Source organism: Streptomyces chromofuscus, assembly GCF_015160875.1.
GTDB classification, from domain to species: Bacteria; Actinomycetota; Actinomycetes; order Streptomycetales; family Streptomycetaceae; genus Streptomyces; species Streptomyces chromofuscus.
Genome location: NZ_CP063374.1, coordinates 6,577,584 through 6,602,653, shown reverse-complemented (window position 1 = coordinate 6,602,653; position 25,070 = coordinate 6,577,584). Strand labels below are relative to the sequence as shown.

Annotated in this window: 27 protein-coding genes and 1 pseudogene; 9 read left to right on the top strand and 19 right to left on the bottom strand. The window is 69.7% G+C overall.

Annotation, left to right across the window (positions count from 1 at the left end; all coding sequences use genetic code 11):
- Nucleotides 1-5: 5 nt before the first annotated feature.
- The 7 genes and pseudogenes from IPT68_RS29615 to IPT68_RS29585 form a co-directional block, all read right to left on the bottom strand.
- Nucleotides 6-281, bottom strand: a pseudogene (locus IPT68_RS29615) (purine permease); the annotation flags it as partial.
- A gap of 333 nt (nt 282-614) precedes the next feature.
- Nucleotides 615-1,994, bottom strand: coding sequence for an 8-oxoguanine deaminase (locus tag IPT68_RS29610; protein ID WP_189699919.1), 1,380 nt, complete (start codon nt 1,992-1,994; stop codon nt 615-617).
- A 130-nt stretch (nt 1,995-2,124) separates the two neighbouring features.
- Nucleotides 2,125-3,048 carry a factor-independent urate hydroxylase gene (pucL, locus tag IPT68_RS29605; protein WP_189699920.1) on the bottom strand — a complete coding sequence of 308 codons (924 nt, stop codon included), beginning with the start codon at nt 3,046-3,048 and terminating at the stop codon, nt 2,125-2,127.
- A 7-nt stretch (nt 3,049-3,055) separates the two neighbouring features.
- Complete coding sequence (gene uraH, locus IPT68_RS29600; protein ID WP_189699921.1) at nt 3,056-3,448, bottom strand: hydroxyisourate hydrolase; 393 nt, start codon at nt 3,446-3,448, stop codon at nt 3,056-3,058.
- Nucleotides 3,449-3,455: 7 nt separating this feature from the next.
- Entirely contained in the window at nt 3,456-3,965 is a 510-nt protein-coding gene (gene uraD, locus IPT68_RS29595; protein ID WP_189699922.1) for a 2-oxo-4-hydroxy-4-carboxy-5-ureidoimidazoline decarboxylase, read from the bottom strand.
- A gap of 186 nt (nt 3,966-4,151) precedes the next feature.
- A complete protein-coding gene (locus tag IPT68_RS29590) occupies nt 4,152-4,514 on the bottom strand; it encodes a helix-turn-helix domain-containing protein (RefSeq protein WP_189699923.1) in 363 nt (120 codons plus the stop codon).
- Nucleotides 4,511-4,762, bottom strand: a complete 252-nt coding sequence (locus tag IPT68_RS29585) for a hypothetical protein (RefSeq protein ID WP_189699924.1) — start codon at nt 4,760-4,762, stop codon at nt 4,511-4,513. The genes IPT68_RS29590 and IPT68_RS29585 overlap by 4 nt, the downstream gene beginning before the upstream one ends.
- Nucleotides 4,763-5,038: 276 nt before the next feature.
- Between IPT68_RS29585 and IPT68_RS29580 the strand changes: the two genes are divergently transcribed.
- From IPT68_RS29580 to IPT68_RS29565, 4 genes are all read left to right on the top strand, one after another.
- Complete coding sequence (locus IPT68_RS29580; RefSeq protein ID WP_189699925.1) at nt 5,039-5,860, top strand: TIM barrel protein; 822 nt, start codon at nt 5,039-5,041, stop codon at nt 5,858-5,860.
- Between the two features lie 26 nt (nt 5,861-5,886).
- Complete coding sequence (locus IPT68_RS29575) at nt 5,887-6,777, top strand: 2-hydroxy-3-oxopropionate reductase (protein ID WP_189699926.1); 891 nt, start codon at nt 5,887-5,889, stop codon at nt 6,775-6,777.
- A 576-nt stretch (nt 6,778-7,353) separates the two neighbouring features.
- The gene (locus tag IPT68_RS29570; RefSeq protein WP_189699927.1) at nt 7,354-7,602 is read left to right on the top strand and encodes a hypothetical protein; all 249 of its coding nucleotides are present in this window, start codon (nt 7,354-7,356) and stop codon (nt 7,600-7,602) included.
- A 162-nt stretch (nt 7,603-7,764) separates the two neighbouring features.
- Nucleotides 7,765-8,427: a TIGR04222 domain-containing membrane protein gene (locus IPT68_RS29565; protein ID WP_189699928.1), complete on the top strand. Its 663-nt coding sequence runs from the start codon at nt 7,765-7,767 to the stop codon at nt 8,425-8,427.
- Between the two features lie 73 nt (nt 8,428-8,500).
- On the opposite strand, the gene gcl is transcribed toward IPT68_RS29565, so the two are convergent.
- On the bottom strand, nt 8,501-10,285 hold the full coding sequence (gene gcl, locus IPT68_RS29560) for a glyoxylate carboligase (protein ID WP_189699929.1): 1,785 nt from the start codon (nt 10,283-10,285) through the stop codon (nt 8,501-8,503).
- 167 nt (nt 10,286-10,452) lie between these two features.
- On the opposite strand from gcl, the gene IPT68_RS29555 reads away from it, so the two are divergent.
- Nucleotides 10,453-11,100 carry a hypothetical protein gene (locus IPT68_RS29555; RefSeq protein WP_189699930.1) on the top strand — a complete coding sequence of 216 codons (648 nt, stop codon included), beginning with the start codon at nt 10,453-10,455 and terminating at the stop codon, nt 11,098-11,100.
- A 67-nt stretch (nt 11,101-11,167) separates the two neighbouring features.
- Here the strand turns inward: IPT68_RS29555 and IPT68_RS29550 are convergent, their stop codons facing one another.
- The 7 genes from IPT68_RS29550 to IPT68_RS29525 all read right to left on the bottom strand — a co-directional run bounded on the left by IPT68_RS29550 (nt 11,168) and on the right by IPT68_RS29525 (nt 19,583).
- On the bottom strand, nt 11,168-12,253 hold the full coding sequence (locus IPT68_RS29550; protein WP_189699931.1) for a lytic polysaccharide monooxygenase: 1,086 nt from the start codon (nt 12,251-12,253) through the stop codon (nt 11,168-11,170).
- 87 nt (nt 12,254-12,340) lie between these two features.
- The gene (locus IPT68_RS29545; RefSeq protein ID WP_189699932.1) at nt 12,341-14,566 is read right to left on the bottom strand and encodes a glycoside hydrolase family 6 protein; all 2,226 of its coding nucleotides are present in this window, start codon (nt 14,564-14,566) and stop codon (nt 12,341-12,343) included.
- A gap of 800 nt (nt 14,567-15,366) precedes the next feature.
- Nucleotides 15,367-16,500 carry a GH12 family glycosyl hydrolase domain-containing protein gene (locus IPT68_RS29540; RefSeq protein WP_189699933.1) on the bottom strand — a complete coding sequence of 378 codons (1,134 nt, stop codon included), beginning with the start codon at nt 16,498-16,500 and terminating at the stop codon, nt 15,367-15,369.
- Nucleotides 16,501-17,724: 1,224 nt separating this feature from the next.
- The gene (locus IPT68_RS29535) at nt 17,725-18,558 is read right to left on the bottom strand and encodes a helix-turn-helix domain-containing protein (protein ID WP_189699934.1); all 834 of its coding nucleotides are present in this window, start codon (nt 18,556-18,558) and stop codon (nt 17,725-17,727) included.
- Nucleotides 18,555-19,070: a DUF6879 family protein gene (locus IPT68_RS29530; protein WP_189699935.1), complete on the bottom strand. Its 516-nt coding sequence runs from the start codon at nt 19,068-19,070 to the stop codon at nt 18,555-18,557. The genes IPT68_RS29535 and IPT68_RS29530 overlap by 4 nt, the downstream gene beginning before the upstream one ends.
- Nucleotides 19,054-19,260, bottom strand: a complete 207-nt coding sequence (locus tag IPT68_RS34395; protein WP_228040012.1) for a hypothetical protein — start codon at nt 19,258-19,260, stop codon at nt 19,054-19,056. Before IPT68_RS34395 ends, IPT68_RS29530 begins: the two co-directional genes overlap by 17 nt.
- Before the next feature lie 128 nt (nt 19,261-19,388).
- Nucleotides 19,389-19,583 carry a hypothetical protein gene (locus IPT68_RS29525; protein ID WP_189699936.1) on the bottom strand — a complete coding sequence of 65 codons (195 nt, stop codon included), beginning with the start codon at nt 19,581-19,583 and terminating at the stop codon, nt 19,389-19,391.
- 283 nt (nt 19,584-19,866) lie between these two features.
- Here IPT68_RS29525 and IPT68_RS29520 point away from each other — a divergent pair, with 283 nt between their 5' ends.
- The 3 genes from IPT68_RS29520 to IPT68_RS29510 all read left to right on the top strand — a co-directional run bounded on the left by IPT68_RS29520 (nt 19,867) and on the right by IPT68_RS29510 (nt 21,459).
- A complete protein-coding gene (locus tag IPT68_RS29520) occupies nt 19,867-20,814 on the top strand; it encodes a hypothetical protein (RefSeq protein WP_189699937.1) in 948 nt (315 codons plus the stop codon).
- 103 nt (nt 20,815-20,917) lie between these two features.
- Entirely contained in the window at nt 20,918-21,100 is a 183-nt protein-coding gene (locus IPT68_RS29515) for a hypothetical protein (protein WP_189699938.1), read from the top strand.
- 161 nt (nt 21,101-21,261) lie between these two features.
- Nucleotides 21,262-21,459, top strand: coding sequence for a hypothetical protein (locus tag IPT68_RS29510; RefSeq protein WP_189699939.1), 198 nt, complete (start codon nt 21,262-21,264; stop codon nt 21,457-21,459).
- Here the strand turns inward: IPT68_RS29510 and IPT68_RS29505 are convergent.
- The 4 genes from IPT68_RS29505 to IPT68_RS29490 all read right to left on the bottom strand — a co-directional run bounded on the left by IPT68_RS29505 (nt 21,432) and on the right by IPT68_RS29490 (nt 24,504).
- Nucleotides 21,432-21,971, bottom strand: a complete 540-nt coding sequence (locus tag IPT68_RS29505; RefSeq protein ID WP_189699940.1) for a restriction endonuclease — start codon at nt 21,969-21,971, stop codon at nt 21,432-21,434. The genes IPT68_RS29510 and IPT68_RS29505 overlap by 28 nt on opposite strands.
- Nucleotides 21,972-22,113: 142 nt before the next feature.
- A complete protein-coding gene (locus IPT68_RS29500; protein WP_189699941.1) occupies nt 22,114-22,572 on the bottom strand; it encodes a hypothetical protein in 459 nt (152 codons plus the stop codon).
- Nucleotides 22,573-23,002: 430 nt separating this feature from the next.
- Entirely contained in the window at nt 23,003-24,061 is a 1,059-nt protein-coding gene (locus IPT68_RS29495) for an SDR family oxidoreductase (protein ID WP_189699942.1), read from the bottom strand.
- A 14-nt stretch (nt 24,062-24,075) separates the two neighbouring features.
- Nucleotides 24,076-24,504, bottom strand: a complete 429-nt coding sequence (locus IPT68_RS29490; RefSeq protein WP_228040011.1) for a MerR family transcriptional regulator — start codon at nt 24,502-24,504, stop codon at nt 24,076-24,078.
- Between the two features lie 312 nt (nt 24,505-24,816).
- Here IPT68_RS29490 and IPT68_RS29485 point away from each other — a divergent pair, with 312 nt between their 5' ends.
- Entirely contained in the window at nt 24,817-25,056 is a 240-nt protein-coding gene (locus IPT68_RS29485) for a DUF5999 family protein (protein ID WP_228040009.1), read from the top strand.
- Nucleotides 25,057-25,070 lie beyond the last annotated feature (14 nt).

The window sequence follows — 25,070 nt, the reverse complement described above, 5'->3', positions numbered from 1 at the left end:
CGACCTCATGGCGTGGCGGGGGCCCGGGTCGGCGCCCCGGTGATCTCCTCCCCCGCCTCCATCGGATGGGTCACGTGCTGCGCGTCCCGGCCCTTGCCCAGGTGGTTGAAGACCAGGTTCAGCAGGACCGCCGCCCCACACCCGGTCGAGATCCCCGAGTCCAGGACGATCTTCGCGGTCTCCGGGAAGGCGTGGTAGAACTCCGGCGCGGTGATCGGGACGATGCCGACGGCGAGGGAGACGGCGACGACCAGGACGTTGTTGTCCTTGTCGAGGACCGCGTACATCGCGGCCACGCGCTGAAGGCCCGTGGTCGCCATCTTCAGGGCGGGGAGTTTCTCGTCGACGGGATGTACGGCGCGCTGCTCGGGGACGGTGGGCGGCGGCATCGGGCTGAGCGGCCACGGCGGCTCCTCCGGTCGGGTACGCGGCCGCGCGGGAACGCTGCCGTGGGTTCCAGGGAGGTGGTGCGCCGGTCGTGCGGGACCGGGGTGACGGGGACCGGTCCGGGGCGAACGCGTCCACGCCCGCCCCGGAGTCGGCCGCCGTGGACCCCGCTCGGGTCCACGGCTGCCGGCCGGGAGCCGTCCCTCCCGGCCGGAGTCTTGAACTGGTCAGCCCTGGGCGGCGATGCGCGCCAGCCGCTGCGCCTCGTGACGCGTGGAGCGGGCGATCGCGTCCTCGTCGACGTGCAGCAGACGGCCGTCCTCGACCACCGGCTCGCCGTTGACGAGGGACAGCGTGACCGGGGCCGCCGCGCCGAAGACCAGCGCGGTCACCGGGTCGGCGATGGAGGCGTGGGCCAGGGTGTCCAGCTTCCACAGCACCAGGTCGGCCAGCTTGCCGGGCTCCAGGGAGCCGATCTGGTCGGCGCGGCCCAGCACCTGGGCGCCGCCGTGGGTGCCGAGGCGCAGCGCCTGGCGGGCGTTCAGGGCGGCCTCGCGGTGGGCGCCGAGGCGGTTGATCAGCAGGGCGTTGCGCAGTTCGGTGTGGAGTTCGCCGGACTCGTTCGACGCGGTGCCGTCGACGCCGAGGCCGACGGGCACGCCGGCGGCGAGCATGTCCGGCACCCGGGCGATACCGGCGGCCAGCCGGGCGTTGGAGGAGGGGCAGTGGGCGACGCCCGTCCTGGTCCGGGCGAAGGCGGCGATGTCGGAGTCGTTCATGTGGACGCAGTGCGCCATCCACACGTCCTCGCCGAGCCAGCCGGTGGACTCGAAGTAGTCGGTCGGCCCCATGCCGAACAGTTCGTGGCAGAACTTCTCCTCCTCCACGGTCTCCGAGCCGTGCGTGTGCAGCCGTACGCCGAGACGGCGAGCCAACTCGGCTCCCTGGCTCAGCAGTTCGGTGGAGACGGAGAACGGGGAGCAGGGGGCGACGGCGACCTGGGTCATGGCGTCGAAGGAGGCGTCGTGGTGCTGCCTGACGGTCTCCTCGGTCGCGGCGAGCGCGCCGTCGAGGGTCTCCACGGCGAAGTCCGGCGGCAGGCCGCCATCCTTCTCGCTGCGGTCCATGGAGCCCCGGGCAAGGGTGAAGCGGACACCCGTCTCACGGGCGGCGCGGATGATGGAGCCGGACAGGTCGCCGGAGCCGTGCGGGAAGACGTAGTGGTGGTCCATCGCGGTGGTGACGCCGCCGCGGGCCATCATCGCCAGTGAGCCCTGCGCGGCCGCGTACGTCATCTGCTCGTCGATGCGCGCCCAGATCGGGTACAGGGCGACCAGCCAGTTGAAGAGGTTGTGGTCCGTGGCCATGCCCCGGGTGATCCACTGGTAGAAGTGGTGGTGAGTGTTGACCAGACCGGGGGTCACGAGGTGGCCGGAGGCGTCGATGCGCCGGACGACGTTCGCCAGGCCCTCGGGGGCCCTGCCCGAGCCGAGCGCCTCGATGCGGTTGCCGGCGACGACGACGTACCCGGAGGCGTACTCGGTGTCGTCGGCGTCGACGGTCGCGATCGCACAGTTCTCGATGACGATGCGCCGGGCTGCTGCCATGGTTCGTCCTTTTCGCTCAGTGGACTCTTGTGGAGAGGGCACGGCAGGACCCTGGGGATGTTGAGTGCCGCGGCCGGGGAGTGCGAACGCCTGCGTCTCCGCCGGCCGCGGGTGCCGAAAGTGGGGTGGATCAGAGGTTGGTGAGGTCCACCGGGATCCTCGCCTCGCAGCCGTCCCGCAGGATGGTGGCCTCGATCAGGCCGTAGGGGCGGTCGGCGGCGAAGTAGACCTCGTTGTCGTTCTTCAGCCCGAACGGCTCCAGGTCCACGAGGAAATGGTGCTTGTTCGGGAGGGCGAAGCGGACCTCGTCGATCTCACTGCGGTAGTTGATGATGCGGGCGCCCATCTGGTACAGCGTCTGCTGCAGCGACAGGGAGTACGTCTCGGCGAAGGCCTGGAGCATGTGCTGCCTGGTCTGCTCGTAGGACTTCTCCCAGTTGGGCATCTTCTGCTCGTCGTCGCTCCAGTTGAACCGCCAGCGGCCGGAGACCTGGGTGGCCAGGATGCGGTCGTGGGCCTCCTTGAGCGTGGTGTACCTGTCCTTGACGTAGCCCCAGAACTCGGAGTTGGTCGAGTTCATCACGACGAGGTCCTTCAGGCCCGAGACGACCTCCCACTTGTCACCGTCGTAGGTGATCTGCGTCAGCCGGGTCTCCTGGCCCTTGCGGACGAAGGAGTGCTTGACCTCGTCCGCGCCGATGAGCCTGGAGTTGGCGTCGGAGGTCTCGATCCGCTCCCAGGCGTACTCCTCGATGCGGATGCGGGCCCGGTGGATCGGCTCCTGCGAGGTGACGAAGTGGCGGGCGAGGTGGATGCCGAACTGTTCGGCGGACTCGATGCCGTACTCCTTGGCGAACGCGTACACCGTGTTCTTGGTGGTGTCGGTCGGCAGGACGTTGGCGTTCGAGCCGGAGTAGTGGACCTCGTCCATGTCGCCGGAGAGGGCGACGGAGACGTTCAGGTCCTTGATGTGGTGGGTGGCGCCGTCCCGCGTGATCTTCACGACTCGGTTCTCGGCCTTGCCGTACTGGTTCTGTCCCAGGATCGTGGGCATGTGTCTGCTAGCTCCCTCGGTATACGGAGTAGCCGAACGGGTTGAGCAGCAGCGGCACGTGGTAGTGCTCCCCGGGCTCGACGGCGAAGGTGATCGCCACCTCGGGGAAGAACACGGCACCGCTGTCCCGATTCGCGGGGGCGTCCTGCTGCGCATCGGCTTGCTTCTTCTCGAAATACGGCTCCACGGCGAAGTCGAGCCGTACGTGGGTGGTCCCCTTCGGCAGCGCCGGCAGGTCCTTGCACCGCCCGTCCGCGTCGGTCGCGGAGCCGCCGAGTGCCTGCCATGCAGCGTCCCGGCCACTGCGGGCCGCGAGCTGAACGGCGACGCCCTCGGCGGGGCGGCCGACGCTGGTGTCCAGGATGTGCGTGGACACCGAGGCGGTGGTGCTGGTGCTCATGGCTGGGTCAGTCCTCTTCGACGAGTCGGGCGAGCCGGATACGGTTGATCTTGCCCAGCTCGGTGCGGACGATCTCCCGCTCCTGCTCCGGCGAGTTCCCGATCCGCTCCTTGACCGCGTCGCGCATCTGCTCGCCGGTGCGGCCGGTGGCGCAGATCAGGAAGACATGGCCGAACCTCTCCTGGTAGGCCAGGTTCAGCTCCAGCATCTGCGCCTCGAGGTCCTCGGGGGCGCCGGCCATGCCGCGCTGTTCCCGGGCCGAGGTCGGGTCGCCCGGCTTGGGGCGGCCGATCGGCGGGTGCCCGGCCATCGCCTCCTCGAGGTCCTCGGTGGTCAGGTCGGCCGTGGCGGCGTCACTGGCGGCGTAGAGGTCCTCGGGCGTGGCGTACGGGCGGGCGGCGAGCAGCCGGCTCGCCCAGGCGGTGGAGGCACAGGCCTCGTGCAGTGCCGTGAAGGCCGCCTGCTCCTGAAGGGCGTTGAAGCGGGCCAGGCCCGGCGGCGTGGAAGTGGACGTCACGGGAGCCTCCGTGGCCTTGTCGGCCTTCGTGCTGGACGGGCTGCGGACAGCTAACGCCCTCCGAAACATCACGTCAACAGTCTGTTGAAAATTCGGGGTAACGAAACCCGCCGCCCCGAACGCACGGGACGGCGGTCGCACACCGGGGCAAAGCCCTGGTCGGCGCACCCGGGGCAAGGCCCTGTTTCAGGCCTCTTTCTCGCGGTTCAGATAGTTGTAGACCGTGAACCGGCTGACGCCGAGCGCGCTCGCCACGGTCTCGACGCCGTGGCGCACGGAGAAGGCGCCCCGCGCCTCCAGTATGCGCACCACCTCCTGCTTGGACTTGCGGTCCAGCTCGGACAGCGGCTTGCCCTGCTTGCGCTCCATGGCCGCGAGGATGTGGTCGAGGGAGTCGGCGAGCTGCGGCAGCCGTACGGCGACGGCGTCGGTGCCCTCCCAGGCCAGCACGACGTCGTCGGCGCTCGCCTCGTCCGGCGCGATCAACGTGCCGCCGATGGCGTCGACCAGTGGCTTCACCGCGGCGATGAAGGACTCGTTGCCGGTCACCTATCACCGTCCCCGACCACGTTCACCTGCAATGAGACGCGGGTGGCGCCGGCCTGGAGCGTCCTGCGGAGCAGGGCGTCCACGGCGGTCAGCACCGCGTCGGCGCCGCCCTCGGCGGTGTTGCCGAAGGGGCCGACGTCGACGGCGTCCAGCTCGGCCGCCTCGATGACCTCGCGGGCCACCAGCGCGTGCGCGGGTGCCTCGTCGAGGTCGAAAGGTTCCGTCGTGAATTCCACTTTCAGTCGCACTGTGCCCCCAAGGCGTCCATGACCCGCATCCTCTCAGCCCTCCGGTCCAGAGGACACCTGCAGGCACATTGTGCCGCCCGGCCGGTGACCGGCGAACGCCGTGAGCGCCGTCGACGCGCTCCGAACCACCACCGCCTCCCAGCGCCCCCGACAGGGGGCGCCACTTTTCGGGCCGCTCTTGACAGCGTTCGCCCACCACGGCAGTCTTCCGTTAGATAGAAATCAACTTCCGCAATGCGGAATTATATGGAGAGCGGGAAGGGAGCGCCGACCCCGATGGGATTCGCAGACCAGCGCTTCAACGTCAACCTGTCGATCCTCTTCACTGAACTCCCGCTCCTGGAGCGCCCGGCCGCGGCGGCCGCGGCGGGCTTCACCGCGGTCGAGCTGTGGTGGCCCTGGGTCGACTCCCCCACCCCCGAGCCGTCCGAGCTCGACGCCCTGAGGCAGGCCATCAAGGACGCCGGCGTCCAGCTCACCGGGCTCAACTTCTACGCCGGGCAGCTCCCGGGCCCCGACCGCGGCGCCCTGTCGGTCCCCGGCGAGGAGTCGGAGCGGTTCCTCGCGAACATCGACGTGGCGGCCGGCTTCGCCGCCTCCCTCGGCTGCAAGGCGCTCAACGCGCTCTACGGCAACCGGGTCGAGGGCGTCGACCCGGCCGAGCAGGACGCTCTCGCGCTGGCGAACCTGGTCCTCGCGGCCCGCGCCGCCGACCGGATCGACGCGGTCCTGCTGATCGAGGCGCTCAACCGGCCCGAGTCGCCGCTGTACCCGCTGGTGTCGGCCCCGGCGGCGGTCGGCGTCGTCGACGAGGTCAACGAGGCGACCGGCCTCGGCAACGCGCGGTTCCTGATGGACCTCTACCACCTGTCGATGAACGGCGAGGACCTGCCGACGGTGATCGAGCAGTACGCGGCGAAGACCGGCCACGTCCAGATCGCCGACAACCCGGGCCGCGGCGCGCCCGGCACGGGCTCACTGCCCCTCGAAGACCTCCTCGACCAGCTCCGCAAGGCCGGTTACGACGGCTGGGTCGGCCTGGAGTACAAGCCGGGCGACCGCCCGAGCGCCGAGGCCTTCGACTGGCTGTCCCGCTGATCCCCCGCACCGAGAGGCATCCCGATATGAGCCACCTCCCCAAGATCGCCTGGATCGGCCTCGGCATCATGGGCTCCCCCATGTCCGAGAACCTGCTCAAGGCGGGGTACGACGTCACCGGCTACACCCTGGAGCAGGAGAAGCTGGACCGGCTGGCCGCCGCCGGCGGCACCGCCGCCTCCTCGATCGCCGAGGCCGTCCGGGATGCCGACGTGATCGTCACGATGGTGCCGGCGTCGCCTCAGGTCGAGGCCGTCGCATACGGCCCGGACGGCATCCTGGAGAACGCGAAGTCCGGCGCGCTGCTGATCGACATGTCCTCGATCACCCCGCAGACCTCGGTCGACCTGGCCGCGGCCGCCCGCGACAAGGGCGTGCGGGTACTGGACGCGCCGGTGTCCGGCGGGGAGGCCGGCGCCGTCGAGGCCGTGCTGTCCATCATGGTCGGCGGCGAGCAGGCCGACTTCGACCAGGCGAAGCCGGTCTTCGAGGCGCTGGGCAAGACCGTCGTGCTGTGCGGTCCGCACGGCTCCGGCCAGACCGTGAAGGCCGCCAACCAACTGATCGTCGCCGTGAACATCCAGGCGTGCGCGGAGGCCGTGGTCTTCCTGGAGAAGTCCGGGGTGGACCTGAAGGCCGCCCTCGACGTCCTCAATGGCGGGCTGGCCGGCTCCACCGTGCTGACCCGCAAGAAGGACAACTTCCTGAACCGGGACTTCAAGCCCGGCTTCCGGATCGACCTGCACCACAAGGACATGGGCATCGTCACCGACGCGGCCCGCAACGTCGGCGCGGCGCTGCCGGTCGGCGCCGTGGTCGCCCAGCTCGTGGCCTCCCTGCGCGCGCAGGGCGACGGGGGCCTGGACCACTCGGCCCTGCTGCGGGCCGTGGAGCGCCTGTCCGGCGCCCAGGTCTGATCCCCTTTCGAGACCTCCGGGCGGCGCGACCGCTGACACCTGTCCTGTCGCGCCCAGGCGGTGGCGCCGCCCGGAACCACCCTCGACTTCGACCAACTCTTGACATCGCGATCGCCCCGAAGTGATCGAAAGCACCTGGCCCACCGACCCCAAGGGCCGCGTCCGGAGCCTGACGGGATGTCAGGGATTCGGACGCACAGCCCGCCACGCCATCGGCGACCCGGACGAGGGGTGGTCGACCGGTGCGAGGCGGGCACGGCGAGGACCGCGGCGGCGTGCGAGCCAGTGCGGTGGTGAAGGTCCCGAGTCTCCTTCTTCGACCTGAGGGAAGGAACCCGGTGCCGTCGCCTGCCGCCGCGGTCCCAGCCACACCGACTCCGTCCGGCGGCGCGAACGTCCTGACGCGCCCGGCCTCGCACCGCCGGACGGCCACGACGACCGGAGCGCCGGGAAGAACCCTCACCTTCCCGGCGCCCGTCGCCGTGCCCGGCCCCGACGAGGGCGGTGCACGGCGACGGGCGGCGCGCCGGACCCGGCTGACGTGCGGACACACCCGGCCGGCAGCAACCTGGGGACATGGCACACCCCACACAGCCCCCGCATGTCGTAGTGCATCCCCCGGCCCTCGACGGCTCCCGCAGGGTCACCGCCGGGGACGAGACGCTCGGTATCGCCACCCATCTGGACGACGTCGTCGAGATCCTTCGGCTGGCCGATCTCGACACCATCGAGGTCGAGGAGAGCGACCTCGTCGAGTGGCAGGGCGGCGGGCCGGACGACTGGCCCGGGCTGTCGGAGCACCACGAGCCGCCCGGTGCGGGCTGACCCCGCGTACGCCAGGGGGCGTACGCCGGGTACGGCTCCCTCAAATCAACCTCTGAACCCGCCCCGGCACGCTTCGAGTGCCCCCTGACGCGGGCACATACCCTTCGGACACCGGGACCCGCCGGCACGGGGGCGGCGGGCCCCGGGTGACGGGGGTTGGCTGTGACGAGCGACGAGGCGACGACGGGGCGGCCGGGGCCGCACGAAGCCGGTTATCTGCGGGGTGGCCCACGGGCCGCCGTCACCGTGGCCGTGCTGGGCCTGCATCTGCGGGGCCTGGTCGAGGCGGGGCGGCCCGGGACGCTGCGCAAGGCGGCCGCGTTCCCCGCACCCGACCACCCGCTGGAGAAGGCGGTACGCGTCGGTCTCCACCGGCCCGCCGGACCGCGGGAGTTGCCGGGCCGCGCGGCCGTTCGCCTCGCCCTCGCCCGGATGCGCGGGGACCTCACCTCGGCGGGGCTGCTGCGCTCGGGACTGCCCGGCCCGACCCGCGCGGGACGCCGGCACCTCACCGCCCTCCGGGCCCGCCATCCGCTCCCCACCGGTCCGGACGGCCTCACCGACGAGGAGATGCTGTTCGCCGTCGCGCTCCACGGCGCACGGGCCCTGACGGCGCTCGTACCCCACTTCGCCCGCGCCTCCGGGCTCGCCGGCCGCGGCGCCCTGGCGGACGAGGGACGCTTCCCGTTCGGCCGGGGCACCGACCTGCGCCGGGCCTACGGCGCCGAGGAAGGCCACGAGCCGGGCGACACCGCGTCGGGCGGCCATCACCACTACGGCGGCGGCGGATACGGCTGCGGCGGGGGCGGGGGCGGCGGCGACTGAGCGCGGAACGACGTCGGGGCGGCCCACCCCTCGGGGTGAGCCGCCCTCGGCCTGCGGACCGTGGGGAGCCGCGTCAGACCTTCAGCGTCCTGATCGACGTCGGCGCGTGCCCGGGCTCCGTCGCGATCTCCTCGAACTCCACCACGTTGCTGATGTCGTTGGTGCCGGACATGGAGATGTTGGTGATCCGCTCCAGGACCGCCTCGACCACCACCGGCACCCGGAACTCGGCGGCCAGCTTCTTGGCCTGCTCGAAGGCCGCGCCCAGTTCGCGGGGGTCGGTCACCCGGATCGCCTTGCAGCCGAGGCCCTCGGCGACCTTGACGTGGTCGACGCCGTAGACGCCGAGCTCCGGTGAGTTGAGGTTCTCGAACTCCAGGTTGACCTGGAAGTCGATCTCGAACGCCCGCTGCGCCTGGCGGATCAGGCCCAGGTAGGAGTTGTTCACCAGGACGTGCACGTAGGGGATCCGGTGCTGGGCGCCGACGGCCAGTTCCTCGATCATGAACTGGAAGTCGTAGTCGCCGGAGAGCGCGACCACGGAGGCCTCCGGGTCGGCCTTGGCGACGCCCAGCGCGGCCGGGACGGTCCAGCCCAGGGGGCCCGCCTGGCCGCAGTTGATCCAGTGCCGCGGCCGGTAGACGTGCAGCATCTGGGCGCCGGCGATCTGCGACAGGCCGATGGTGGTGACGTACCGCGTCTCCGGGCCGAAGGCCTTGTTCATCTCCTCGTAGACGCGCTGCGGCTTGATCGGGATGTCGTCGAAGTGCGTACGGCGCTGCAGCGTCGCCTTCTTCTCCTGCGCCGACGCGGCCCACGCGGAGCGGTCGGGCAGCCGGCCGGCCGCCTTCAGCTCGCGGGCCACCTCGACGAACAGCTTCAGCGCGGCCCTGGCGTCGGAGGCGATGCCGTAGTCGGGTGCGAAGATCTTGCCGATCTGGGTCGGCTCGATGTCGACGTGGACGAACGTGCGGCCGGCGGTGTAGACGTCGAGCCTGCCCGTGTGGCGGTTGGCCCAGCGGTTGCCGATACCGAGGACGAAGTCGGACTCCAGGAAGGTCGCGTTGCCGTAGCGGTGCGAGGTCTGCAGGCCCACCATGCCGGCGTTCAGCTCGTGGTCGTCGGGGACGGTGCCCCAGCCCATCAGGGTCGGCACGACCGGAGTGCCCGTCAGTTCGGCGAACTCCACCAGAAGGTCGGCGGCGTCCGCGTTGATGATGCCGCCGCCGGCCACGATCAGCGGGCGCTCGGACGCGTTCAGCATCCCGATCGCCTTCTCGATCTGGGCCCGGGTGGCGGCCGGCTTGTAGACGGGCAGCGGCTCGTACGTCTCCGGGTCGAACTCGATCTCGGTGAGCTGGACGTCGATCGGCAGGTCGACGAGGACGGGGCCGGGGCGGCCGGAGCGCATCAGGTGGAACGCCTGCTGGAAGACGCCGGGGACCTGCGCGGCCTCCAGCACGGTGACCGCCATCTTCGTCACCGGCTTGGCGATGGAGGCGATGTCGACGGCCTGGAAGTCCTCTTTGTGGATCACCGCGGTCGGCGCCTGGCCGGTGATGCACAGGATCGGGACGGAGTCGCCGGTCGCGGAGTACAGGCCGGTGATCATGTCGGTGCCGGCCGGGCCGGAGGTGCCGATGCACACCCCGATGTTGCCGGGGTGGGTGCGGGTGTAGCCCTCGGCCATGTGCGAGGCGCCCTCCACATGGCGGGCGAGGGTGTGGCTGATGCCGCCGGACGCCTTGAGTGCCGCGTAGAACGGGTTGATCGCCGCGCCCGGCACGCCGAAGGCGTCCGTGACGCCCTCGCGCTTGAGGATCTCGACTGCCGCGCGGGCAGCGGTCATACGAGCCATTGAGTACTCCTGCTTCGGCTGTCGGATGCGTACTCCCGCCGCGCCCCGCCGGTGAGCACTTCCGCATAACGGAAAATAAATTCTACTATCTGGAAGCAAGGTAAGGGCGCGGCTCGAATGCCGTCAAGGGACGGACAGACAGCCGGCGGGAGGAGCACGATGTGGCCATGCCCGAGAGCCTGCCGGTGCGCTGCCCGGCCTGCCGTCGTGAGCTCCTCTACACCGCGCCGTCGTATCCCTGCGCCTGCGGCGCCCCCACCGGCCCGCCGCTGGACCGCTGCGCCGCGCCGCAGCCCGTCACCCGGCGCAGCTGGGACGAGGAATGGGTCGAGGTGCGCTGCGTCCCCTGCGGCCGGCGCAACCAGTGGCCGCGCCCCGAGCTGGGTTGCCCCTGCGGAACGGTGCTGCGCCTGCCCGTGGCCGCGCCCGGCGCCGGCCGACGGCGACCGGTCACCCTGCGCACCGCCCTGGACGCCGTCACGGCGGCCGCCCTCTATCTGCACCGCCTCGGCCACCGTGACCTGCGCCGCGCCGACCAGCGGCCCCCGTCCGGGGTGGCCCTCGCCGCCCGCGGCCTGGTCGCCCAGGTCGACCCGTCCGCGCGCCCGGCGTCGGTGCGGGACGTGGAGTGCCTGTGGCTGACGGCCATGTCGGAGTCCGCGCAGTGCGTGTACTTCTCGCTCGCCGGGTACGCCGCCGGGGCCCGCGCCCGCGCCGACGCGCTCGGCGTGCCGCTGTTCGTCGTGGACGGCGGCACCGGCGTCCCACGCCCGGTGAACCAGCCCGCCGACACCCTGCACTCCACGCTGGTCTGAGACGGCGTACGGCGGCGCCGTTCCCGCTCGCCGCGGGATCCGGCGCCGCCGCACGGGCGGAGGCCGGCTAGGGGTTGACGCAGCCGATCGATCCGACGGGGAAGTCGTTGCCGGTCGAGGTGGCGGTGAAGCCGAAGGTGACGCTGCCGTCCGGCGCGACGGTCCGGTTGTGGTCGACGTTCCCGACCGTGACCGTGCCGTCGGAGCCGGTGCTCAGCGAGCCGTTCCAGACCTGGTTGATCCTGGTGCCGGAGCCCGGCTGCCAGCGCACGGCCCAGCCGTTCAGCGGTGCCGTGGTGTGGTTCATCACCTGCACCGAGCCCTGGAAGCCGCCGCTCCAGGAGTTCGTCACCGAGTAGACGGCCATGCACCCGGTGTGCGGGCCGGTGGGCGTCGGTGTCGGCGTCGGTGTCGGCGTCGGCGTCGGGGTGCCGTTCGAGCCGCGGATGCCGGTCACCTCGCCGTTGCCGCCGTCGAAGACGACGTCGGAGCAGGAGAAGAAGTTCTCCTGGCTGTCCGAGCGCACCCACTGGATGAACATCACCGCGTCACCGGAGCGCCCGGAGGGCAGCCTCAGGTCCCAGTAGTAGTGACCGGAGTCGCTGCCCACCGAGCCGGACTGGGGCGGGTTGGTGACCGTCTGGATCAGTTCCAGGTCGTCCCAGCCCAGCTCGGTGGAGGGCGAGTAGCCGGGCTTGGACAGATACACCCGGAAGTCGCCGGGGTGCGCGGCCCAGTTGCTGTACTTGACCCGCATGGTCGCACCCGAGGTCAGGTGCGTGCGCGGCCAGTCGGCGCGGGTGGCGTTGTAGCCGGTGAAGTTGTACGGGGACCGGTCGCCGGCGCTGCACAGCTTGCCGTCCGGCACGTAACCGGGGCCCCGGCCGCCCGCGTGGGAGTCGAGCACGGCGAACCAGTTGTACAGCGCGGTCGCGCCGCTCTCGGCGAGGGCGGCCTCGCACGCCGGGTTCGTCGGGTCGAGTGCGCCGGTGCTGGTCTTGGCGTCCAGATAGCAGAGGTGGGTCCGCGATCCGGGCATCATCGCCACACCGTGCGCCTGCGCGCTGCCCTGGCCGATCAGGGCCAGGCCGAGCCCGGCCAGGAGGGTGGCCAGCACGGCCGCCAGCGAGATGAGTCGTCTGCGTCGAGCCATGTCTTCGTGTCTCCTGTCTGGTTGGCACTGGAGCCCCCGCCCGTCCCGGGGAGGGTGCCGCCGGACGGGCGGGGGAGCGTGGGGGGATCAGGCGGGCGGCGTGCCCCAGGCCAGTACGGTGCCGACGTAGGCGGGGACCGCCGGGGCGTCGGCGTACGACGTGGCGGTGGTGCGGCTGTAGTCACCGGCCTCGTTGAAGGCGGACCAGTCGGACTTGGCCATCCGGAGCTGGATGTCGCCGGTGTCCCGGCCCGCGGCCAGCGTGCCGGTGGAGAAGCCGACCTCGAGGTAGGCGTCCGCGCCCGCCACCGGTGTGCTCAGCGGGACCACCCGCAGCCTGACGTCGGCGCAGCCCACGGCCGCGTAGTCGCACCAGGCGTTGACGGTCGGCGAGCCGCCGTCCCGAGTGAAGTAGTAACGGGCGGTGACCTTGGTCAGGTCCAGCGGGCCGCTGCCGGTGTTGGTGACGCGCAGACCGGGCCGGATGGCGTTGTCCGTGGCCGAGGAGTCGTTGTTCTTGTAGGCGACCTTGACGCCGCCCGCCGGGTCGGGATTGCCGCCGCCCGCGTCGGTGGTGACGCTCAGCCCGGCCGAGGCCGCGGAGACGTTCCCGGCGGCGTCCCGGGCCCGGACGGTGTAGGCGTACGCCGTGGCGGGGCTCAGCCCGGTGTCCGTGAACGTCGTCGCGGTGCCCGGCGTGGAGGTGATCCGGGTGCCGTCGCGGTACACGTCGTAACCGGTCACGCCCACGTCGTCGGTGGCCGCGGTCCAGGCGAGGGAAACGCTGGTGGCGCTCCTCGCCGTGGTCCTCAGGCCGGTCGGCGCGGTCGGGGCGGTGGTGTCGCCCGGATCACCGGGGTCGCCGCCGCCGTCGGTGGGCACGGCCGGGTACGCGTTGCGCACCAGCATCGCGAACTGGTTGTGGAACCAGTGGCCGGCCAGCGGCGCGTCGGGCATCGCGCCGGTGGGGTTGTTGCCCGCGTTGGGCGCCGTGTAGTCCGGGTTGCACATCGGGTCCGGACGCTTGCCCTCGTCGTTCGGGATGTCCTCGCTCGCGCCGTCCGACTCGCCCGGCGGCTTGATCCACAGGAACGCGTCGAGGTGCGCGTCCGGATGACCGGCGGGCGAGGCCTGCGGGGGATGGCCCAAGCCCGCGCCGTTGACGTTGCACCACAGGCCGCGGTGCGCCCGCCGGTCCACCTTGGACTGGCTGACGTAGGTGTCGAGGACCGTGCTCGTGCCCTCTGCGGTCGGCCGCCCGGCGCCGCCCCAGCCGTTGCGGGAGGTGTCGACGACCATGCCGGTGGAGGCCGGCCAGCCCTGGGCCACCAGCGCGGCGTGCACGGCCTTGGTGAAGTCCGACTCGTCGAAGTTCGGGTTCCACTCGTAGTACTTGCCCGACTTGATCATGTTGCCGCCGACCGTCTTGTTCGGGTCGGTGAGGAACGGCTCGGCGAGCGGCGTGTAGTTGGAGACGTTGGTGACCAGGCCGTCCACGCTGCCCAGCCCCGCCGTGGTGCCCCTGACGACGTCCGTGTACAGCTGGGTGGTCTGGGAGAGGTTGGTGTCCCAGCCGAGCCAGCCGGAGTGGGCGAAGTCCATGTACGTGTACACGTTCGGAACGGCGTGCAGCTTGTTCAGCGCGTACCGGATGGCATCGACCTGGACGCCGCTGCTCTTGGCCTGGGCGCATTCGGGGTCGGACAGGTTGGTGACCAGGTTCGGCAGGCCGTCCGGTTCGATGACGGTGGTGATCCGGATGTCCTGGTACTTCGGGTCGGCGAACACCTCGGCGATCTCGTCGATGTACTCGGTCTTGTAACGCGCCAAACCGACGGCGGTCAACGGCAGTTCGCCGTTGGAGGCGAGGGCGGAGCAGTCCCGGCCCGGGAGGTCGTACACGACAAAGGTGGCGACGAGGGGCTGACCGGGCTTCTTCTGCGCGAGCGCCAGGTCGAGGTGGTCGGCGAGGCTCTTGCGGCCCGCGTTGGCCGCGCCGCCGTGGATGGCGGCGATGCGGTCCAGCCAGACGGCCGTCGGATAGCTCTTGACCTTCTCCATCCGGGCCTTGAGCGTCGCGTCGGTGGTCTGGGCGATGGACCCGTCGACCAGGCGGGCGTAGTCGGGGTTGACGTAGAACGAGGCTCCGGCGAACGGGTTGTCCACGTGCGGCTCGGCGGCGGCCGCCGGCTGCGCGGAGAGCTGTCCCGCCGCCCCGAGCAGCAGCGTCGCCAGGGTGGTGGCCAGGGCGGACGTACGGCGTCGTCGTGGTCGGTGCGGGCGTGCGGCTGCGGGTCCGAAGCGGTCTGGCATGCCTACCTCCAGATGCGTGCGGTACGGGTGCGGAATGCGGAGCGCGCCGGGACGGCGCCCGGTGCGTCGTGCCGGTGGTGCGGTCAGGGGGTGCCGGCCCACTGCGGGGCGGGCGCCGTCACCGCCGCCCGCGGTGGAGCCGAACGAGGGGCGGTGGGCAGTTCGGGTGTCCCCACCGCGCCGCGAGCGGGGTGCTCAGGGCGGTGTGTTGCAGCGAGTCGTGGGGGTCGGCCCACGCAGTGGCGCCAGGTCGGCGAGGCGTTCGGGTACGGGACGGGAGGGGTCCTGGTACGGGAGTACGGCGGCGGCCGACGGGGAGGTCGCCGGGGCTGATGTCGCTGCGGTGAGGCCGGCGAGGACCGGCGTCGTGGTACAGACGACGGGGCGGGCGGGGCGCCGGAGGCGCGGGCGGGTCAGTGCTGAAGGGCTCATGCGGACGGGCCTTCCGGGCGGTCCGAAGGGAGCGGTGCGGGGGGTGTTGCGGGGCCGACCTGCACACGGGGAAGAGGACGGACGGCCTCGGAGGTGGGGGGCGGGGTGCCGGTGCGGTGGTGCAGCGTGCCGTCGTGCCGGGACAGTGGTGCACTCTGCGGTGGTGCTGTGGCAGGGGCGCCGGTGCCGTGCGCGGGGCCGGCGGACGGGTACGGCGGCCTGTCGGCCGGGCGCCCGGCCGGCGCGACGGAACGCGCCGGAACCCGTGGCGTACCGGTGGAGCGCCCGGCCGTGCGGGTCGCGTCCGGGTGCGTCCGGGTGCGTCCGCGTGGGCCAGCCGGCCGCCCGCGCGAGCGGCGCCGGTGCCGTCACGCGGTGACGCAGGCGGTGCCGTTCAGGCTGAACGCGTCCGGCTCGGCGAACGCGCCGCTGTGGACGCCCTGGAAGCCGAAGCTCTGGCTGCCGCCGGGGGCGATCCACGCGTTGTGCGCGGCGTTGCTCGCCACGACCGCTCCGGAGGACGGGGCGACGGTGGCGTTCCAGGCGTTGGTGACCCGCTGCCCGGACGGCAGGGTGAACCCGAGCTTCCAGCCGTCGACGGGGGCCGTGCCGGTGTTGGTGACAATGACCTCGGCGGTGAAGCCGCCCGGCCAGACGTTCGCGGAGTACGTGACCTCGCAGGCGGCGTCGCCGGGCTCCCCCGGATCGCCGCCACCGCCGTCACCGGTGTTGACGGTGGAGGAGAAGGAGTTCACCGCGAGGCCCACGCCGTCCTGCCAGGGCTCGAAGCCTGCCTGAACGCTCGTCAGATACCAGTTGTTCTGGGCCATTCCGCGGGAGACGGCCTGCCGGACGAAGTCCATCACGTCGAAGCTCCAGCTGCCGATCGCCGACGGGGCGACGAAGGACAGCACGTCGTTGAAGCCGTTGCTGCCCTGCCACACCTGCCAGAAACGCCCACCGACGGTGACCGTGCCGATCTGGGAGCCGATCGGCTGGATCGGGCCTACCCGGTTGAACCAGATCATGATCTCGGTCCGGTTGACGCCGTCGGTCCGGGGCGTCGGGTCCAGCCAGATGTCGTACGAGGCGTTGTACACGGCGTTGCCGACATAGCCGTACGAGATGCTGGAGGGCGCGCTGGAGATGGTGCTGACCTGCGCGGGGAGGTTGGTCCCCGGTGAGCAGTTGGTGTAGTGGCAGCCGTCGAAGACCGACGGGTACGACTTCGGGGCCCCGTTGGTGGGCACCGAGCCGTCGGCCTGGGTGACCCGGAAACCTGTGTCGGTGGCGGTGACGCACTGGGTGGCGTTGGTGCCCCAGCGGTTGTTCTGGGCGACGTAGCGTCCCTGGATGACGGTCGATCCGAACGGTTCGCAGATCGTCGTGTCCGCCTGGGCCGGCGGAGCGGCGGCGACGAGTGCCGCCAGGGTGGCGAGTGCGGTGAGCAGCGCGCCCAACAGGCCGCGCCCGGTGGGGGGGTGCGTCGATAACGGTCGCATGCGGGTGCCTCTCTGGGAGGAACAGCCGGTTTCGCCAGGGATGGGCTCGGCTCGGGAGCGCGCCCGTCCGCCAGGGTGGGAGCGCTCCCACTCCTCTGGTTTCGAACCGGACTGTAGGAGGCGTTCATGTCCCTGACAACCCTGCGGGGAGGATGGGTCGAAGGAGTCTCGAATTAGCTGTTCAGGGAGGTGCGCTCGCCCTCTCGCCCAACCGGCGCGTGGCAGGCGCGTGGTCAATGCATCTTGGGAGCGCTCCCGAAGCCGTTTTCCGCACGCCGTGCGACGGGCATGCCGAGGGTCCCGCCGTCGGCGGGGTCGTGCCGTGCGCGGAGACGGCCCGGCGGGGGCCGGCTCGCGCGGGGGCGTGGTGGCGGAGATGCTCACCGGCTGAGCCTTCCGACCACTCTCCGTTCAGTCAGCCGTCCCCCCTGAGTGACCGAGACCCCGTCAGCCCATACCGGCCGGCGGGTTCACTGCGTTCGGCTACTCGGCTCGCTCGACGAGAGCAAGCGACGTACACAACCGGCGGAACGTCGCGTGCGCTGTCCGGCCGGTGTGGCTCATGGCTCATGCACTCGACGTCAACCGTCGCGCCGTCTGTCGACGGCTTCGCGTTCCAGTCGCACGTCATGCATTCGGCCTCGAACGTTCGCGCAAGTGTCCGGTTGCTGCGTGATCCGGTGCTTCACGTACCGAAGGACGGAGCGGGTCACTGCGCACCCCCTCGGGCTCTCATAGCCTCGGCCATCCGCTCAGCCACGTCCGCACGCACCAGGCCAACGTGCACGTACGCCGTCCCCCTGTGGGTGACGACAGGGCGCACGGTCCCCCACACGCTCTCTGGGATGCCGAGGGAGGCAAGGGCCGCCCGCAGTGTCTCGGTCGCTTCAACGGCCGTAGCTCGGCCGTCTCGCCACGTCTGCATGTCCATCACTCGGCCCCGTGGTCTTCCCGCAGGTGCGTACGGAGCACGACGTTCGCGTCCGACACCTTCGAGTAGTCGCCGACCGATCGGGCGTTGGCCCGAGTCACGGCGTGGCCGAGGCATTCCCGGCAGCTTCCTACGGGTTCCGGCTCCTGATCCGGGGCCGTCAGGTGCACCGGTCCCGTGATCGTCGTCTTCGGTGTACTCATTCCGTACGGCCTCCCGGACTTCGTATCTGCCGAAGCATGATCCCGCGAAATGCGCACCGAGCCTCGGTTCATGCGCGTTGTCCACTGAAGTCATGCACGGCAGGCAGCCGACCACTCGGCGAGCCTCGCTCGAAGTTCCTCACCGAACAGTGCGCATTCCTCGTATCCCGCGAATTCCTTCAAGTAGGTCTGCACATCTCGGCCGTCACGCAGTACCAGACTTCCCGCCGAAGTTTCGATGGTGACCAACGATGCGTCGTAGATCGTGAAGGCATTCAGTGGCACCCGAGGGGTTACCGACCCCACGGGAATCACACCGATACAGATATTCGGAAGGTAAGACAGAGAAGACAAGCGGTCCATCTGTTCAGCCAAAGCCAACGGCGAAACGACAGGCCAGCGAACGGCCTGCTCGGTCAGCAGAAACGTGAACTGCTTCGAAACGTCGTAGAGAACGGCTTGCCGCTCCAGCTTTCCCGCGACTGCCTTACTCGTATCCGCCGGGGAGTGAGCGAGGCTCGCCCTCACGTATTCTGGCGTGGCGAGGAGACCGGTAATCATCGAGAGCAGGAAGTAGCGCATGTGCGCCGAGGACGCTTCGAGCCCTTTCAGCTCTGCCTGTCGTGTTCCGAGTCCCTTACGGCGAAGCTCCCGCAGGTTCCGCCATTCCGTGTTGGCCATCCTGGCGAGCGCGGACGCCTGGGCGACCAGTTCGGGCGGCGCCTCCAACGCTCTGAGGATCGCCTCCACGTCGACCAGGGACGGCCGCGTCCGGCCGTTTTCGATCCGGCTCACCTTGGACTGAGACATGTTGCAGCGCGCGGCGAGCCGATCCTCTGAGAGACCGGCTCGCTTGCGTAGCTCTCGGAGCAGTGAGGCAAGTTCAGGGCCGGACTCGCCGAGCTGCCCAGCTTCGAACGTCACCCCTTCACGTACTCCAGGAACGGGACCGACTCAGCGATGGCAATGCGCTGGTATGCGATGAAGTCGGCCGGCTCGCTCTCGAACAGCTCTCGACTCACCTGCGTGCCGTCGTCCTCGTAATGCATGAGAACGACCGTCGAGCGATCGAACATCCAGAAGTCTTGGACTCCGGGCAAGGGATTCTCTCGCTCGGTCACGTCGAGAATTCGAATGTCTTCCCCGGCGAGTACGTGCGGGACGTAGTACCGAGAGAACTCGAATTGTAGATACTCGGAGAGCGGCCGAGTCAGGATGTGCACTCGCCCCTTACGCTTCCCCTCGCCGCGAAGCCTCTTCAGGTCTTCCGTGTATGGCGACGAGTAGGTGTCCGGGTCGACTCGCTTACCCGCTCGGAAGTCTTCGAGCTCTCCGGATTCCTGCGGTACGAGGTACTGCGGGAGGGTCTCCAGTCGCCATGCCTCAAACTGAAATCCCCGAATGGTTGCCTTCCAGTCGTCACCATCCAAGAGCACGAACGACCCCCCGAAGAACGCTCTCGGGAATCTCCACAAGCCCTTCCCCCTGCGGCGGAGCGAAGGCCCTGGAAACGTCTCCCTGCACGACGAACGTTCCCCGCTCGGTCCGGTAAACATTCGGGCAGTCGTCTTCGCCGCACTCGCCGTTTCCGTTGCCGGTAAGCCGAGTCAGTTCTTCGCGTGCCATGCGAAACCCCCCTTGTCTGTCGGCCCTGTCGGGCCGTTGGACACGACCGTACGAGTGTCATGCCCGGCCGTCCATGCACGTTCGTGGGTATGCACGTTGTTGCATGAAGTGCCTGGCACGGCGCAGCTTCACGGGAGCAGAGGGCACCCCTCATGCGCAGCCCTGATGTGCTCAGGCTTCAGCGCGTCCTCGCCGTACCGGGCGGTGAACTCCCGCACGCGGCCGAGGGGGGAGTCTGGCGGAGGCGGCTCCTCGCTCACCGTGCCTCCGAGAATCAGGGCGCCGAACGCGGCGCCTACGTCCTGCGGGTCGTTCATGTCCATGCGAGGACGGTAGGCCGAGGGACTGACAGTCGAGTGACCGGCGTCACGGCTCGGACTCGTTCCGGAAGGACCCGCAAGCTCCGTATCAGTAAGTGAGGGTCCTCCACTCCCGGTCTTCGAGTGATCAGCCTCACGCCTCGGGCGCCGCAACAGAGCTTTGATCAACTCCTACCAGTAAGTGTGGGGGTAGCTCCCCTCCCAGACCTCATGGGCGCGTCCTCCTGCGCGCTCCCCGCACGCTCCCTCTGCCTCACCGGTTCCCTCACTGGCCGGTGGGGCGTGGGTGACGCACACAGCACAGGATCACCTGTCCGGCATCCTCGGCTCGTTCAAGCGCGGCAACGACACCTACACCGCCGCCGATCTGGCCGAGGCTCGCGCGGCCGTCGAGCGTGCCGCCCTGCTGGCCGAGGGGCAGAAGGCCAAGGCAAACCGGCTCGCGAAGGATGCCCCGAACGTCGACAAGAGCCTGTCGGTCCTGGTGGCCGAGGCCGTGGCGAAGGTGGTCCCCTACGCGGCCGAGGTGATCCCCTCGTTCCTCCATCCGGCCGAGGTGCCCGAGAACCTGGCCGCTGGCCCGGTCGTCGTCATCACTCAGGAGGGTACGGCCGTCGAGAAGGGCGGCATCCTCACGGCTGAGATCACCATCCGCAGCTTTCGCCTCCCGCACTTCCAGCAGATCGACAAGCGCGACATGATCCGGGAGTTCGACGCCCGAGGGTGGAACATGCGCTTCGAGCCTACGCAGAGCACCGACCGACAGGACGGGTTCACCGTCGATGTGATCCGAGTGCAGCAGCTCGGCGCGTACGCCTTGGTCCCGGTCATCACGAAGGAGCCCGTCAAGCGCGACGTCAAGGCGATCGTCGGCACCCTGTCCATCGAAATGGTCAAGGCGTTCCCGATTCACGGTGAGATCGCTGGTGGCCTCACCGTGTCCCCCGGCGGTGGCGTCTCGTCCCCTGACATGAGCGCTCGCCCCGAGTCGAAGCGGTTCACGGCCACGGCCAACGGCAGTGCCCGAACCGTCGTTGTCGAGGCTCAGTACAAGGTTCGCTCCAACACCCCGAACTTCCCGATCGACTCCGTGCGCGCTGCTGCGAGCAAGGGTGCTCAGTCGATGGTGGGCAAGTTCTTCCCCGGCGTCGGCGTGGTCGAGAAGGTGTCGCGCTTCGAGGCGCAGACGGGCAACCCCGAGAGCATCGGCGTGCGCGTGGTGCTGGCGAGCTAGACCGCGTGACGCTGGCCCGCTGAGCGTCGTCCCCGAGTGGTCCGCCTCGGGGACGGTGCTGAGCGGTCCACCGTGGATCGCCGGTCCCGAAGGAGCACGCCCCATGACCGTCGCCATCGCCGCCCTGTACGTCGCCCTACTCGTCGAGGTCTTCACCCTCGCTCGCGTCGGCGTCAACGTCTTGTCCCCCGCGAAGCCTGTCGGCCGAGGAGTCCCGTACTCCGGCGCGTTGCTGCGCCACATGGCCCACGACCGCTACGTCCGCGAGTCGACTCGCAACGCCTGACCATCCCGGCCGCGTACGTCGACCGCATGCCCGGTCACGTACGTACGTTTCCCACTTGACGTACCGGGCGCCGGTCGAGGGCGCCTCATCGAAGGAGGATCTCCCCTTGCCCCACCCAGCGTCGCACGGTCAGTCCGGCGTGCGCAGAGGGGCTCGGACCGGTGCGGCCGGCGGCACCTGCCACCCCTACGGCGAAGAGAGTTGCTAATGTCGCACTGCTCGTCTGCCTGCTCATCGTCGCCGCCCTCGCGTTCGTCTCCACCTTTCCCGCGGCTCTCGCCGCCGCCTACTGCTGGGCCGCTCAGCCGGCCTCCGCTGTCGCCGTCGCCGACTACAAGAAGGAGCTCGGGATGGAGTAGTCATGCCATCGGCGACGCACCTGCGACATGCGTTGATCCCACCAGGTTGGGGCGTCCGGATCCATGCAGTCTTCCTCGAACGCCTTCTCCAAATCGAGGTACGTGGGCTTCTCCCGGTGCCAGAGGTAAAGGTCGATGCTGGGATGAAGGACCCCGGCAAGGCGCCTGTATGCGGCGGGGGTTACGTCACCGAAGACGCACAGGACTCCACGGTCCACGCGCAGGTCTTGGAGCTTGCCGATGAACTCCTCGGCGGTCCCGATACCCACGGCGCGCTTGTAGAGCTTGCACTCGAAGGCGATTCGCATGGTTGCGCCGATGGCTGGCACTGACGCAAGCACGTCGATCTGGCGCTCGATCTTGCTGTGGACGCCGACCAGCTTCGCGTCATGTTGGACAGTCGCACTGGAGTCGAGCTTGCTCACCTCGTCCGCTACCAGCCGCTCGAACGATTGCCAGTTGTCGGCGTCGCTGGCCGAGAACGGCATCCTCAAGTACATGACATTGCCCACGCGGTAAGGGTAAGCGCAGGGTCCGACAGTCGACCCAAGTGCGCCTGCCCCCATCAACTCGACGGGGGCAGGCGGCGGGTCACTCTCGCTTCATCTTGATCTCGTCCCACACCTCGCGGACGGACCGGATCGCGCAAGGGACTTACTTCGGCGCTGTCGCACGGGCCCAGTACTCGCGGACCACGGCCAGGTTGCCTTCGAAGACCTTATCGCCGCGACGGCTGGTGAAGATCCCCGGGATCGCAAGCGATCGTCCTCTCGCCCGATACACGCGCACCTCCCACCAGGCCCCGCCGCGTGTCTGGTGGCTGCGCGGCTCAATGCTGGTGATCTCACTCCACGGGATCGCTCGTCGGCTGACGAGTGTGGAGAACTGCATCCGATCAGGTGCGAGGAGCGTTCGGCCATATCCGCGGTTGATCATATAGAAGAGCGAGACCAGCCAAAGGACGCCGACGACGCCAGCCCACCACCAGCGGCCCGTCGTGGCCGTCGACTCCGTCGCCACTGCCATGCCCGCGAACAGCAGCGACAAGAACCTGGTCCACCACCAGTTCCTACGCCGGCCAGCAACGTCGCGACCGATCCATATCTCCGGCACGCGCTGATGCTACAGACAGCCAGGATGAGACCCCATCCACAGTTCTTGACAATTCCTCCACTCGTCTGCGGCGTTGTGGGAAGCGGACGAGTCCGCCGTCTCGGGTGTGGCTTCGGTGGGTGGCCGCACCGCTGCCCGGGCGGCTGGCCTGGGTGAACCAGGCGGCCGCCCGCATCGCCAGGTACTTCCTGTGGAGCGAGAGCGAGGTTCGTACCCGGGAGGGAGCCGTCTTGGGGGAGCTCGTGCCCATCGTTGGGGGTCGGCGCCCAGGGCCGGGGCGCGCCGCAGCGGGTTCACGCGACGACGAGCTGTATATGACGGATCGGCTACTGGCATGCCGCGGCGCCATGCACCACAGAAGGGCCCGGCACCGCTCCGGTGCCGGGCCCGCAGACCGCTGTTCTCAGGATCGTCACGACCGGAAGCTGCTCTATTCGGTGAGACGGACGACGTCCAGCTCGATCAGCGCTTCGGCGGTCGCAGTGATGGTGTCGGTGATCTCCCTGGGCTCCCAGCCCAGCACTGACCGTGCCTTGTCGTTGCTGATGACGGGGATCCGGCCTTGCAGCACCGCGGCCTCCCGCAGGGCGGGCTCGGTCTTCGCCGCCTCGTGCACCTCCTCGATGGTCAGCTCCTTCGCAGGCAGCTTCTCGGCGAAGGCGGGGAAGCGCTCACGCAGGATGTTCGCCAGGCCGAAGAAGCTGGATGATCCCTTGTTGGCGATGAAACGCTCGCCCGCCGCCTTCGGGTGCACCATCGCGCGCAGGTGCAGGTCCACGACATCACGGACGTCGACGACGCCGAAGTGCATGACGGGTACCACAGGCATGTCACCGTTCAGCATGGCCTTGATCAGGCCGATCGAGCCGGAGGGCCGGTCCACCAGCTGAGGGCCGAAGATGCCGGTGGGGTTGATGACTACGAGTTCGATGTCTCCGTGAGTGCGGACGTAGTCCCACGCCGCCGCCTCGGCCAGGATCTTGGACTTGTGGTACGCGGGCAGGCCCGGGGTTTCCGGGTCGGTCCAGTTCTCCTCCGTGTAGTGGTCGTCAGGTGTCCTCGTGTACCCGATCGCGGCGTAGGAGGACGTCATGACGACCCGCGCGATGCCGGCGTTTCGAGCCGCTGTGATGACGCGCAGGGCCCCGTCGCGGGCAGGGAGGACAACCTCGTCCTCCGTTTCAGGCGGAGCGACCGGGAAGGGCGAGGCGTGGTGAAGAACGTGGGTGACCCCGTCCATGGCCTGCGCCCAGCCCGCGTCGGCGCTGAGGTCGGCGACGGCGAACGTCAGTCGGCCTGCTGGATCGACGCCGGCCTGCTGGAGCGCTGCCAGCGTCTGGGCCTCCTGTGCAGGTCCGCGAACTGCCACCCGGGTCCGATGGCCTGCGCGAAGCAGCCCGACAACCGTGTGGCTGCCGACGAAGCCACTGCCGCCGGTGACCAGAATCGTCGCGTCCTCGGGGATGGATGTGGGGTCTTCTGTGGTCATGATGTCTCGGTCCTTCAGTGGCTGAACTGTTGTAGCAGGTGCGTGATCTCTTCGACTGCGCGGTTCTCGGCTGCGGTGTCGCCGCGAACGCGGGCGTCCCACATATCGGCTTTGCCGCGCAGATATGCCAGACGTAGCTGGAGCTGCTCGATGTCGGCGGCCAGCCTTTCCGCTTGAGCGGCGAACAGGTCCCGCAGATCACCCGCCGCGGAATCTCCGCGGGCGAGCAGGTCCAGGTAGCGACGCATTCCGCTGACCGTCACACCTGACGAGCGCAGGCAGGACAGTGCCTCGACGCGCTCCACGGTTGCTGGTTCGTATCGGCGATGACCGCTGGCTTTGTCCCGCGCAACCGTTCCCAGCAGGCCGATCTTCTCGTAGTAGCGCAACGTGGGTTCAGTGAAACCAGACCGCCGCGCCATCTCCTGAATGGTCAGACCCACTGCGTGCTCTCGGGTTGCTCCTGGCATATGGGAAGCCTCCAATGCTTGAAGCGCTTGAAGTCAAGCCGCGACGCGCTGGAATGTGTTGCATGTCACTACTGGGATCGGAGAATCAGTACCGACCGGATCCCACAGCCAACTGTCTCGAACACCCCAGAGCCACCCCGCCGGCTGTCACGTCATCGGCGGCGTTGCGGGCGGAGGCGTCCGGAGCTCGACGCGGCGCTCACCGCGGCCCGGAGGGTCGCCGACGCGGACGTGCCGACGCGGTACCTGGACGCGCGGAGGCATCTGCGGACGCTCGCGACTGCGGTGGCCAGGGTCATCACCGCGCTCGGCGCAGCTGGTCTGGTGTGCGGCCACTCGGTCGCATGCCCGCCTGCGAGGGCGCGGGACTGCGAGACAGCCAAGATCCGCGTTCACCGTCCCAAGATCGAGTGCAGCGAGCTGTGCAACGGCGTGCTGATCTTGGAGGGCACCGGATACCTCCTGCCGTCCGGTGACGTTGTCGGCCTGCGGCAGCCGCTGCCGCGCGAGGCGGTGACGACATGACCTCCTTCCGCACG

Bases quoted from the DNA above. Each gene is read 5' to 3' on its own strand.
- IPT68_RS29495 (WP_189699942.1), bottom strand. From the start codon at position 24,061: ATGACCACAGAAGACCCCACATCCATCCCCGAGGACGCGACGATTCTG.
- IPT68_RS29570 (WP_189699927.1), top strand. From the start codon at position 7,354: ATGGCACACCCCACACAGCCCCCGCATGTCGTAGTGCATCCCCCGGCC.
- IPT68_RS29580 (WP_189699925.1), top strand. From the start codon at position 5,039: ATGGGATTCGCAGACCAGCGCTTCAACGTCAACCTGTCGATCCTCTTC.
- IPT68_RS29555 (WP_189699930.1), top strand. From the start codon at position 10,453: ATGCCCGAGAGCCTGCCGGTGCGCTGCCCGGCCTGCCGTCGTGAGCTC.
- IPT68_RS29545 (WP_189699932.1), bottom strand. From the start codon at position 14,566: ATGCCAGACCGCTTCGGACCCGCAGCCGCACGCCCGCACCGACCACGA.
- pucL (WP_189699920.1), bottom strand. From the start codon at position 3,048: ATGCCCACGATCCTGGGACAGAACCAGTACGGCAAGGCCGAGAACCGA.
- IPT68_RS29575 (WP_189699926.1), top strand. From the start codon at position 5,887: ATGAGCCACCTCCCCAAGATCGCCTGGATCGGCCTCGGCATCATGGGC.
- IPT68_RS34395 (WP_228040012.1), bottom strand. From the start codon at position 19,260: ATGGCACGCGAAGAACTGACTCGGCTTACCGGCAACGGAAACGGCGAG.
- IPT68_RS29525 (WP_189699936.1), bottom strand. From the start codon at position 19,583: ATGGACATGAACGACCCGCAGGACGTAGGCGCCGCGTTCGGCGCCCTG.
- IPT68_RS29610 (WP_189699919.1), bottom strand. From the start codon at position 1,994: ATGGCAGCAGCCCGGCGCATCGTCATCGAGAACTGTGCGATCGCGACC.
- gcl (WP_189699929.1), bottom strand. From the start codon at position 10,285: ATGGCTCGTATGACCGCTGCCCGCGCGGCAGTCGAGATCCTCAAGCGC.
- IPT68_RS29540 (WP_189699933.1), bottom strand. From the start codon at position 16,500: ATGCGACCGTTATCGACGCACCCCCCCACCGGGCGCGGCCTGTTGGGC.
- IPT68_RS29550 (WP_189699931.1), bottom strand. From the start codon at position 12,253: ATGGCTCGACGCAGACGACTCATCTCGCTGGCGGCCGTGCTGGCCACC.
- IPT68_RS29515 (WP_189699938.1), top strand. From the start codon at position 20,918: ATGACCGTCGCCATCGCCGCCCTGTACGTCGCCCTACTCGTCGAGGTC.
- uraH (WP_189699921.1), bottom strand. From the start codon at position 3,448: ATGAGCACCAGCACCACCGCCTCGGTGTCCACGCACATCCTGGACACC.